The organism is Pigmentibacter ruber, from assembly GCF_009792895.1.
GTDB classification, from domain to species: domain Bacteria; phylum Bdellovibrionota_B; class Oligoflexia; order Silvanigrellales; family Silvanigrellaceae; genus Silvanigrella; species Silvanigrella rubra.
The window spans coordinates 332248-345516 of the sequence record NZ_WSSC01000003.1 but is presented as its reverse complement, the minus strand read 5'-3'; the positions used below and the strand labels follow the sequence as shown (position 1 = coordinate 345516).

Here is a 13269-nt window from a genome sequence, read left to right as displayed (position 1 = left end):
TAATTTCTCCAAAAAAATATTTTTTAAACTTTTGAAACACTAAAATTGTTCGTATTATAAAAGTATAAAAATTAATAAATGAATGTTAGATACTATTTGTAGCAGGACAAGGTTATGACAACTCAAGCATTTATTGCAGCTAAAAAACTATTTGATGCGCTACCATTAACTTATATTATTCCAAAAGAAAGAGAGAAATCTCTTCTTAGATACAATAATCTTTCGAAAAGAAAGAATTCTTGTTCCTGCGATGAAGATTTGAATGAGATTGTTAAAATACCTAATATTTACCCCATATTTCCTTCAGAAGGAAATATGGGGCACGGCTATTACACTTCAATTCCAATAACTTATGTATCTTGGATCATACCTTCTCAACTTATTCCAATTATTGAAGTAATTGAAATACCTATACCTTATACTAGTTTGCTATTTAGTGAAATTGAAAAAGAAAATATTGATAGATGCTTAAATTCGACAGGAAGAAGCCTTATAATTCATGCAAAAAAATTAATTTTTCCTATAGATTTTAATATGTTAAACAAAATCAGAAGAATTGTCTTAAATAAAATTATAGAATATAATGAGAATAATGCTATAATCTATCTTTCGATCTTCGAAGAAATGCCGAAAATATTACAAGACAATAAGGTTACTGAAGTTAGAGAAAGGATTTCAACCTTGAATAACTCAACCAATTTTGGAATTTATCATTCTAAACGTATTGTACCAACAATAGAAAAAGGTGAACTTGTAACAAGCACCTTGCATTGTTGGACAATTACTAAACAAGATTTAAATTCTAAGTAAGGTATAGATGAAAAAAGATAAATGTGTGTTACAATTTTCAATAAGAATAGGTCTGAGGAAATTCTAATGAAATTTGGCATAATAAAATATATAAAATTAATTTTTCTAATTGTTATTTCTTTTTTAATATGTGATTTAATATCACTTGAAACATATGCTCAAAATAAAAATGTAACAATACTTTACTCACAAAATGGGAAAAAAATAAAAAACAATTCAAAAAATAAAAGAAAAAAAATTGGAAAAGGAAAAAAAAGAAGAGCTAGAGAAGAAAATTTTGCTAGAACTGATGCTAAAACAATTTATGTAACGGCTCAGCCTGTTCTTTTTTCTGCTTATAATGGTTCTTCTCTAATTAATCAAAATCGTTTTAATCAAGCACCAATAAAAGTTAAAGCTTTTACTGACCCAAGAGAAGCCTTAAATAATAATGGCGTGGCATTTAGTACGCCTTTTGGCCAGATAGATTGGCCAGAAGTAGCTTCAAAAATATTTTTCAAAAATGGAAAAACATATTCTTATTTTAAAGGTTATAAATTAGAATTAACAATCGATCCTCAATTGCAAGACGCTTCTGAAAAATATTTAACTCAGACAAAAATACTAACTGGTTCAACAGCTATTATTGATCCTAAAACAGGAAAAATTCTAGCTTTATCACAGAATGGGGGTAATAGAAATGCAATTATTTCCGTTTCTTCAAGGGCACCTGCAGCCAGTTTAATGAAAATAGTTACTGCCTCTGCTGCAATTGAAAAAAGAAATTTAAATCCTTATGATGAAATTTCATTTCGCGGTGGATGCGGTAATTTACGAAATGGAAATTGGCTTGCAGATCCTGCGCGTGATAATCAACATTTAACTTTTGCTAAGGCTTTTGGCTCAAGTTGCAATACAGCTTTTGCTAGAATAGCTCTTTATGATGTAGGGCTTTCATCTTTAAAATATTACGCCGAAAGATTTATGTTTAATAAACCTATACCAAGTGATGTTAAACTTCAAACAAGCATGTTTTTATTACCAGACCCTGACACAGCAACACCTCAGGAAGTTGCTGAAGCTGGAGCTGGGTTTGGCGCAACAAAACTGAATCCTGTGCATGCAGCATTACTTTCCGCTGCTATAAATAACAAAGGAATTATGATGGCTCCGTATCTTGTTGAAGCCGCCTTTAATACCGAAGGTAAAGAAGTGTATAGAGCAAAACCTATTCAAATTGGTAAAATAGTTTCACCACAAACTGCTTTAAAAGTTGAAACTCTTATGTTAGCAACTATTGCTACTGGCACAAGTAGAAGGACTTTTCACAAAGCAGGAACCAGAGCTGATGCTGATGAAATTGGTGGTAAAACAGGTACTCTTCTTGATCCAGAAAATAGAGATGTTTTATACACTTGGTTTAGTGGTATAGCGCCTCTAAATAGCCCTAATAGTATTGCTATTGGAACTGTAATCGCAAGCCCTCAAAATTGGGTTATTCGTGCTAGTTCTGTAGCCCAAACGACACTGGCGGATTATCTAAAACTTGAACGAAGTGATGGAAGAGTCGCAAGTAGAAATAACTAATTATATTTCCCATTAATTTAATTTTTAAAGAGGATCCGTTCTTTTTAAAAAAATTTTTAGACAGAATAAAAATGGCTTCTAATTCATTTATAGATTTTGTATTTTCTCAATTTCAAGGTAACAACTGGCAAAATGGTATTTCAATATATCGTTCTGGCGGTATTCATAATTTTCAATCCTTTGGCGAATTATTAAGTTGCAGAGTCAAGGCTGGTATAGGTGAAAACTATGAAGTCAGATTAAAGATTCATGCCCAAGGAAGATTCGTCCAGTGGATGGAATGTACCTGCCAAGCTAATAGAAGAAGAGCTGAAAAATGCCAACATATAGCTGCTTTTTGCATATATTTAGATCAAGAGAAAAAATCATTACTCCAAAAACTTAATTTTACAGTTGGAGATTCTGATTCATATCTAAATTCAATTCAACAAAATACTTTATCGCCTCAAAAAAATGAAAACAAGAAAAATCTTTATAGCAATGAAGAAAAATGGGATATAATTAATGATGCAAAACAAATTCTTGAAAGCAGTAATTTAGAAAATGTTTTTTCTTCAAATGTTACTGAACTTGTTTCCATTGATTTAGATAAAGAAGAACCATGGTTAAATGCAATTGTTCAAATTGAAAATACAAAAAAGATAAATTATCGATTTGGCGTTGATGATACTTGTAAACTTTTATTCAATGAAAAATATATTGAAAAATCTTCAGATAAAGTTAAAAAATTAATTACTCATAATGTAGTTGCAAAAAGGTACTTTAATGTTAAAGGAAATGGAAAAACTGGATTTACAATTGAAAAATATATAGCAATAATAAAAGATGAAAAAATTATTAAAAAGTTGTCAGTATCAGATTTAAACCAGTCTTTTGTTGGTAAATCTGGTTTATTTATTAAAAAAATTGGATATATACCATATGTAGATAAAATGAATAACACACAAGTATCTAGATGGAATGAATACCCTAAAGTAGGAATTGTTTCTGGAGATACTGCTGCTAATCTTTTAGAAAATGATTTTTCTCGATTAAAAGAAACAGCTGATATTGTTTTAAATGAAAGTTTATCTAAAATAAAAGTCTATAAGAAGATTACAATACCTGAATTCACTCTATCAAAATCATTAGATGGTTCTATATTAGTAGATGCGAAATTTAGTTCAAACTTAGAAAATGAAAAAAATAAATTAGATAATTCCGGATCATTAATCCAAATTCTTAAAGCCAGAGCTGAAGGAAAGCAATATTTAGAGACTGAAAAAGGATTTATTAAAATAACATCAGAACTTGATTGGTTAAAAAATAAAGTTCAAGAAGATGGCCAACTAAAATTATCGACATTAGAATTTGTGAAATTTCATGAGCAATTTGGCTCAGAAAGTAAAGTAAAGGGAAAGCCTGCTGTTATTGAAAAAATCCGCGCAGGATTAATTTCTAGAGAAACCTTATTATTACCTTCATTAAAAGAAACTAATTTGAAATTAAGACCATATCAAGAAGATGGGCTAAGGTGGCTATGGTGGTTATACAATAATCAACTGGGAGGATTATTAGCAGATGAAATGGGACTTGGAAAAACACATCAGGCTATGGGTTTAATCTCTAGTATTACACATAATGAACAAAACTCTATTTCTTTAATAGTTTGTCCAACAAGTGTTATTGATCATTGGCTTGACAAAATGTCAAAATATATTCCGAATATTAATAGCCTTTGTTTTCATGGTCCTAATAGAAAAAATCATTTATTAAAAATCGAAAAAAATAAGACCAATCACTACGCATTTGTAACAAGTTATGGCATTTTACTAAGAGATATTCAAATTCTAATGCAATTTAAATGGAATTTAGTAATTTTAGATGAAGCGCATTTAGTGAAAAATCAAAGCACTAGAACATACAAAGCAGCTTGCAAAATTAATAGCAACATGCGTTTATGTCTAACAGGTACTCCACTTGAAAATGATTTATTAGAATTAAAAAACTTATTTGATTATATAGCTCCTAATTATCTTGGAACTGACAATGAATTCAAAAAGAAATACATGATCACAAATGAAGATATTGACCCTATTTCAGATGTGGAACTACACAGATTAATACATCCATTTAAAATGCGAAGAAACAAAATGGACGTTCTAACTGATTTACCTGAAAAAGTTGAAGATATTCGCTATTGCCATTTAAATACTGCACAAAAGCGCTTATATAATGAAGCATTAAACTTAAAAGGGAAAAAAATTATTGATGATTTACAAAATGAAAAAAATCCTATCCCATATATTCATATTTTTAGTTTAATAAGCTTACTTAAGCAAATTTGTAACGATCCAAGTATAATAGATCCTCAATATAGCAATATAGGAAGTGGTAAATTACAAGTTTTTGATGAATTATTAAGTGAAGCCTTAGAAAGTAAACAAAAAGTTGTTGTTTTCTCTCAATACGCAAAAATGGTTCATAAACTATCTGAACGCCTCACTATGCAAGGAATTAAACATGTTACTTTAACAGGTCAATCGGTTAATAGAGGAAATATTGTTAAAGAGTTTCAAGAAAATAATGACGTCAAAGTGTTTATTGGTTCATTACTTGCAGGAGGAACTGGTATTGACCTAACGTCTGCCAGTGTTGTAATTCATTTTGATCGCTGGTGGAATGCTGCAAAAGAAAACCAAGCTACCGATAGAATTCATAGAATAGGTCAAATTAGAAACGTACAAGTCTATAAACTTGTAACTAAAGGTACATTAGAAGAAAGAATTGATGAAATTATCAGTAGGAAAAAAATTATATTTGAAAGATTTATAGAACAAGATGAAGAAGTATTTAAAAATCTTTCACGTGAAGATCTATTGCAACTTCTTAAAGCACCTGTTGATAATACAGAAATTGATATTCAAGATGATGATAGTTTTGAAGTATATAATATATAGAGTTAGGATTGTATTATTACTTTTTATAAAAATATAATTTTACAATTAGCTTTTTCATAATTTTTATTTATAACTAAATATATAAGATTTTATTTCAAAAATTTAATTTTTTTGATAACTATACAAACTTAGAAAATTTCTAATTTTGTAAAGGTCTTCAAATGAAACAGATTTTCCTTAAAATAAAATGTATTTATTTCTATACATTATTTATTCTTATATTCAATAGCTGCAGTAAACAAACCGAAACGAATAATATTCAGATTAATTCTGAGAATTTTATTTCGACAAATTATTCAAAAATAAGACATAGATTAAGTAATGTTTCAAAAAAATCTAATGCTAGTGCCAAAGATTTTTACTTTGAACAAGATTTTTTGGCAAAACTTGAAAGAAGCATTCAAAAAAGTACAACGTATAAAATAGACATGAATGCTTTAAATGAAATAAGAAATTATAGTGATTCATGGACTAATGAACAAAAATATCAAACAATAATTAATTTAATAAAAAACATTCCAGTACCTTACTATCTAGATAGCGATAGTGACTATAAAATTATGTATGATAAACTTATAGAATATAGTAAAAGACTTTATAAAAAAACGTCAAAAAGAGTTCCAAAAAATATTCACTTTATTTGGCTTGGAGGTAAACTAGGAAATATTCAAAAAGATTACATAAATTTATGGAGCAAATTAAACGGGAATGAATATAAAATATATATTTGGTACGATTCAAATAATATTAATAATTACAATTTAAATAAAAAATTAAGCAATTATTTAAATATATTTTTAAGTAATAAAAAGAAAAGCGAGAATTTTTTAGAGATTTATTCCGAGGAAATGATTAAAATCCAGAACAACTTAAACAATTATATTATAAGACAAAACAAAGAAAATCCAAAGCAAGATAATAATGAAATTAGACTAAATTTTATTAAACATTTCTTTAAAACGAATAATCATACAAATTTCTCTGAAATCTCAGATATTATACCAGATAATAATAATTTCTTAGCATCTGTAGAAAGTCTCTTAAAAGAAAATGAGAACATTATAGTTAAAGACATTCAAAAAGAAAGTAATTCATGGATTTTGAAGGAGAATTACAATCAAGAGTTAAACTTAAGATCTAATTTTGCCGCTGCTTCAGATAATGCACGGCTTGAAATTTTAAAAGAATATGGAGGTATATATATTGATGTAGATGTCTTGCCCAGTATTTCAAAACTTAATGAACTTACAACTATAGAACTCAAAGGCGTGAAATCGATTGTAAAAAGTCATTTTAAATTAATATCATACGCATACTATGAAACTATATTTAATACAAATCCAAATATATTACCTTCTCGGACAATAAGTAATGAAAATAACAATGACTTAAACTTACTTCTTAATTCAATAAGCACTGAAGACGCAAAAATTCTTAAAGAAAAAATTAACGAGCATTACAATTATTTTAAAACAGAGAACAATATTGAATACATTTTCAATAAAGTTGGTAATATTTACATTAGACCTTTAGAATTAAAAACATCTTTGCGAAATAATAACTTTATTATTTCTCATGAAAACGATAATAATAATAACATAATTAATCTAATTATTGATCAAATTAAAAATAATTACAATGAAGTAAATAAATATGAAAAAAACAATCCAAACTTTTATTACTCAAATACAACAGATTTTAATGATTTTATAGATGATAAAGACAAAGAATTCAATAAACTTTTTGAACGATCTGTTTCAAAATATAGATACGATTCACTTATTCCAGATTCTTCTGTAACAGTTCTTGTATCTGGGCCATTAGCATATGATACTATTTTTAAAAAGAATAATTTTAAACATGAAAATCTTAGTTTTTTAACTCAATATAGCGATTCTAATGAAATTTATAATAGGCATACTGAAGAAGACAAAAAGTCCTCGTGGGTTAAAGGAAATATAGAATCATTAATTTATGAAAATGTAATATTAAAATTAAGTAACAATACAAATTCAACTAAAGCAATAAATTACTATTCAAATCATTTTAAAGAAAATGGAGAAAATTTTTCAATAATTAGTTTACTTGAAAATAAAAAAATAAATTTAAGTAATGGAAAAAAAATAAATTTATTTATAATTGGTAATTCCGGAAAAAATAACAATGAAATTACAATTGATAAATTATCTTTTAAAGAAATTGGAGACTATATTAATAAAATTTTTCCAGAAAAAACAGAATTTGAATTTATTAATTTGATAAGTTGCAATCCAACTAATAACTCCAATGACACTAATGATATTGAAAGATTTGGAAAAAGTATTTTGAATCATCTTAATGAAAATAAAAACTCTGCTAACCTAATTATTTTAAGAAATAGCTTTATTAAGATAGATAAAAATGGGAAAGAAGTCTTTCCAAATAAATTTGGAATATTTTCAAATTCATCTGAAGAAAACAAAATATTTCTAATTAGAAGATCAAGTGATGACTTTATTTCTCTAAAAAGTAATATTAGTAGTAAAATTGATAATACTGGAATCTTTAATAAGCTAATCAATTATACTCAAATTATAAAAAATATAACTACAAAAAAAACTAGCCACTTAGCTGAAATTACAGAAATTTTAGATAACTACAAGTTTGTATTAAGAAAACAAAATGAAGAAAGCAAAAAAACTGTAATAAAAAATATTACTAACAAAAATTTTTATAAAATTTCAGAAAATGAATTGTTACTACAAAAAGTAATTTTAAACTCCAAACTAAGCGAAACGGATTTATATGATTTTTATAATAATATTTCATTAATAAATAGAGAAGATATTGATGAAGAAATTGAATACAATAATAATCAATATTTTTTAAATTTAATAGAATATTTAGAAAATAAATACCAAGTTAAAGAAAATAAATTTTTAGCTCAAATTAAAGATTTAATAAATAAAAATAAATCTGAATTACAATTGAGATTAAAGTTAATATTAGATATAAAATTAAAAAACCTAGAAAATGAATTCAGTAAAATAAGTTTATCAGAAAATGAAAAACCTATTTTACATACATTTAATAAAGATAAAAAAACAATTTCCATTTATAACCAAAAAAACAAAAAAGTATATATAAAAGAAATCAACTTTATTTCAGAAGAAGGCATTAGAAATATCAATGATGGAATAAAATTAATTGATAATAGCAGTTTAGAATATATGAAACACAAAAATTCATTTGGATCATTTATGGAGATTTCAGGACCCTCTGTAAGCTTGTCACATGCTTATTTGCTAAAAAATATAATTGAGTTTTTTAGTAAGAAAAATAACGAATCACAATCAAGCAATAAAAGTACTTTAGATGAAATAGTTAAAATTCACATGTATACAAACATGTCGCAGTTATCTAATGATGTCCTTGAAAGTTCAGTCAAAGTATCTAAGGTAATTAAACTAATAAGTAATAATGAGTTCAAAAATTTAAATTCATTCCAAACGTTTTCAAAATTTTCAGCAACTTTAGGTAGTGTTTTAAATGTAGCAAATGTTATTTTTGATGCTTCGGAATATCACTATGCAAAAACTGAAGCAGAAAAATCTAAATTTGGTACACAATTAGCTCTTGATAGTACTTCTCTTACTTTAATGTCAGCAGGTTTAATATTAGGTGAAAGTGCTGGTGGAATTTTTTTAAGTGGGATTGGTGAAATTTTTGGAGGTTTAGCAGTAGGTATCAGTTCTTATGCTGAGATTGTTGGAGATAAGATAGATCAAACATTAAAACTTGCAAGATATTTTAAAGACTACGAGAATGATCACTATAAATTAATTGAGAAAAATAATTACTTTTTTAATTCAGAAGAAAAAATTTTAACTTTTGCACATAAAGATTTTACGCAAGAAGAAAATAATCTTTCTAGAACTCAACTTAATGTTGTTGTAGAAGAAATGGATTTTAAAACCTCAGGTTCATACAAAATTATATTTGGTGATCATATTACTTACCCAATATCACGCCATGAAAATGGGAAATACTTTTATCATGTATTCGCTCCTAATCCTGCACTAATTAAAGACTCATCGGAAAAAGTAAAATTTAGAGAAGCTTTAAATATTCCTACTTCTTATACTAAAGAATTAGATAAAACTAATAAAATAATTCTTCCTAATCAGGTGAAAAATCTTATAGAATACTATTTTATGAATGTCCCTTTTAATGTAACAAGAAATGATGCGGAATTTTCAGCCGTAGATAAACTGCAAAATAACTCAAAATTTATTTTTCGTTATACATTTATGCATGGATTTGGAGATCAGGCTGTTGGATTACTCAAATTTATTCCACAAAAAACTGATATCAGACTTAAGTTAAACCATCATTCCCAGCATTTGCAATTTATTACCCCCGAAATACCTGACTCAGCAAAAAATAAAATTTTCTATCACGTAGAAATTGAAGATAGTATTAAAAATAAATACTTTCATTTTTTTATTAATAATATGGCAAATTATATATTTACCTGTAATAAATCTGATAATATTCATATTCATATCGATTCTAAGCTAGATAAAGCAGAAATATTAAATACTAATGAATTAAAAATATTTACAAATAAATATTTAAAAATTTATGATAATATTAAATTTATTCACTTTCCTGAAAAAATATTCATTCATGACAGCACGGGAGTTACATATTTAGTTTACAATAAATCTATAATTAATGAAAAAAAACCTATTTTTATAAATCCAATAATAGATTATAATTCTTTTCATTCAAAAGATGAAATTCAGAGTATTATTAATAACTACTCTACTAATATTGAAGCCACGTTTCTTGCAAATAATCAAAAAATAAAAATAATTAACTATCCAAGCAATGCTAATAATGGTTTTGAAACTGTTTTTTATGACCTAAATAATGAAGAAATTATCTATAGTGGATTTGATAATAAAAATTTAGTTTATTTGACAAAAATAAATAGTAATCATTATTTTACAAACTCTCTTAAAAATAAATTGTATATTAATAGTAAAGAGCTATTTAAAGATATAGATAAAATTGTTTCTATTAGTGACAATTCATTGAATATTAATATCAGATTTGATTTCAATATAAAAGCTAATGAAAGCGGATTCGTTACTATCAATACCGGGAAAGACATAAGAATAAACAATAAATTGAACATTGAAAAAAATATAGAAGCACAATTTTTAGAACTATTTCCTTTAGTTCAAATTACATTTAATGAAAAATCATTAGGATTTTATAACCCTAAGTCTAAAATATATTTCCTTGAAAATGATGCTAATGCAAAGTTGATTAGTTATTCTAACATTTCAAATAGTTCTAAAACATTTTACATTTCAGGAGAAAAATTAAACTCTTTTCATAAAAATTCTAAAGGTGAATTTATTTTTGAAGAATTAGAAATTAGTAACCCTCAATATCTTTATGAAATGAATGAATATGCATATTTTTTAAGCAATTATTTCGTGTATCAAGTGAAAAATAATGAATTTAATATAGTAGGAATAAAAAGTGATTATTTAAAAAATTATTTAGGAAAGTCAATGGAAATTGTCTTTAATGATTTTGAAAATTCAAACAATAATTTAGCTATAATCTTTAATGAAAAAGTATTTTTTGAGCTAAATTTAAAAGAAAACAAAATATTTCAAAGTGATAGTAATAAAAAATATATCGGAATTAATAAAAACAACAATAACATTCACTACTACTATGATAAAAAAAATAACCAATTATTTACAATTGATAAGGATTATTTTGACCCAAAAAATCACATAATAAAAATTGCGGATAATAATATTTTCATCGAATATAATAAACAAAAAACTTGGGAACTGGTTAATGGAGATTTATTTGCATCAATTAAATCAGATAATTTTTTAAACTATTTTCATAATTTTAATGAATTTTTTGAGGACAAATTAGAAGATAAAACTTGCTCCTCTTTCCAAAACACTTCTGAAAATATTTATAATCAAGTTTGTCAAATTGTTAAAAACATAAATAATGACCCATTTCAGATAATTAATGGTTATAGCGACAAAAATAATAGTACAATTCTTCTTACTAAAAATCAGGCATCATTCCGCTTATATGACAATTCTAATTTTCAAATATCATTTAAAAACACTGCATATGAATACTGGGGTGTTGGCAATTGGCTCAGTAATGAATTACCATACACTGGTGCTATGAAATATTTAGCTTTTGGTGGATTACTTAATAATTTAAATAGCATCTATGCTGATATTCGGTTTATTGATGTAAATGGAAATATTTTAAAAGCAATATCTGAAAATGGCTATTTAAAAAAATATACTATTGAAAATACTCTTTCAAGTCAATATATTAAAAATGTTTATGCTGCTTTTATTCTTAATGATTTATATCATGACTTTTTAGTCTTTCTAAGAAGAGATGGTTTGTATGATATTTTATCCCCAATTAATTATAAAGTTGTAAAAACAGATTTCATAAAAAACATATTTAAAGATATTCCAGATAGTTCTTTAATTTATATTGATCAAGCTATAAAAATGAAGGATAAAATTATTTTGCTCCAAAGAGAAAAAAACTCAGAAAAATATGAAGCATTTTATATTATAGAATCGAAAAATTTACTATTAAAAAATTCTAAATTTATTTATGAAAAAATAGATATCAATTAAAAGCATTCATGATTAATAAAATCATGAATTCCTTTAACTAAATTTGTAAACTCATCTGAATTTAAAGAACCAGTTAATAAACAATATGAAACTTTTGTAGATGGGTTGATTAAAAATAAAGAATTATAACCAGGTATCCCACCTGTATGTAAGTAGTCAGTCAAACCAGTTACTTCATTTGTTTGTGCAAATACCCCGAGGGAATATTTATTTGAATTAAAATAATTACTAAGATTATAGCTTACAATTTCAAAAAAGTAGTTTTTAAATAGTTCATAAGTATTTTTTTGCAAAAATAATTTACCGTCTTTGTTAAAAAATGAAGTGATGAATATATGAACATCCTTAGTTGATGATATTATATTTCCTGCTCCCCATACAACTGATAAACTAAAAGTATTTGCATTGATTTTATCTAAATAATTTTCTATGGAAGGATATCCTTCAACTAAAGTATCTATTTTATTTTTTGGAATTTCGTCTCTTATAAAATGATTTACAAAGTAAGTATTCCTTAAATTTAATTTTTCAGAAATGTTTTCTTTGAATATTTTATCTAATTTTTTTCCTGTAATTTTTTCTAAAATAATGCCAATTAATAAATAATTTATATTTGAATAGTCCCAGGCTATTCCACTTTTAAATAAAGCTTTCTGTGTTAAAATTTTCTGGATAATTAAATCCTTATCAAAATATTGATAAGGGTTCAGCATATATGAATGAAAATTTTCTATACTATATAAATTTGCACTTCCAAAATGGCTTGGAATCCCACTGGTCATATTTAGTAAATTTTTAATTTTTATGTCTTGCCAATCGCTTGGTATGTTTGAAAGATACTTTGCAATACTGTCTTCTAGGCTAATATTACCTTTTTCAACTTGCTGTATAGTGAGTGCTGCTAAATACAATTTTGTAAGGCTTCCTATTTCATATATGGAATTTTCATCTGGCATAATTTCTTGCTCTTTTTTTATGCTGCCATAATTTAAATAAACAATATTTTCTTTAAACTTTTTTGGACACATCAAAGCTACTGAAATTGGATTATTTTTTAAATTTAAAGAAATAAATTTATTATTTAGTTTTTCTAAACTTTCATTACTAGTTTTATGTACACATGAGTAGGTAAAAATAAAGATTATGAGTAATATTTTTCTCATTTTATAACCTCAAAGAAAAAATATAAAGTAAATAAAAAAAATTTTTTTATCAAATTAAAAATCATACAATTTTTTTAAAAAATCTTAACTGATATGCAA

5 protein-coding genes are annotated in these 13269 nt (G+C 25.5%); 4 read left to right on the top strand and 1 reads right to left on the bottom strand.

Going from position 1 to position 13269, the window contains the following annotated elements:
• Positions 1-114: 114 nt before the first annotated feature.
• From GOY08_RS10555 to GOY08_RS10540, 4 genes are all read left to right on the top strand, one after another.
• Positions 115-810 (top strand): hypothetical protein, encoded by a 696-nt coding sequence (locus GOY08_RS10555; protein ID WP_158998872.1) that lies wholly within the window; start codon positions 115-117, stop codon positions 808-810.
• Between the two features lie 66 nt (positions 811-876).
• Positions 877-2376 carry a penicillin-binding transpeptidase domain-containing protein gene (locus GOY08_RS10550; protein WP_158998871.1) on the top strand — a complete coding sequence of 500 codons (1500 nt, stop codon included), beginning with the start codon at positions 877-879 and terminating at the stop codon, positions 2374-2376.
• 71 nt (positions 2377-2447) lie between these two features.
• Positions 2448-5315: a DEAD/DEAH box helicase gene (locus GOY08_RS10545; protein WP_158998870.1), complete on the top strand. Its 2868-nt coding sequence runs from the start codon at positions 2448-2450 to the stop codon at positions 5313-5315.
• A gap of 161 nt (positions 5316-5476) precedes the next feature.
• A complete protein-coding gene (locus GOY08_RS10540; RefSeq protein WP_158998869.1) occupies positions 5477-12007 on the top strand; it encodes a TcdA/TcdB catalytic glycosyltransferase domain-containing protein in 6531 nt (2176 codons plus the stop codon).
• Here the strand turns inward: GOY08_RS10540 and GOY08_RS10535 are convergent.
• Entirely contained in the window at positions 12004-13170 is a 1167-nt protein-coding gene (locus tag GOY08_RS10535) for a serine hydrolase domain-containing protein (RefSeq protein ID WP_158998868.1), read from the bottom strand. The two genes, GOY08_RS10540 and GOY08_RS10535, sit on opposite strands and share 4 nt — an antisense overlap.
• Between the last annotated feature and the right edge of the window lie 99 nt (positions 13171-13269).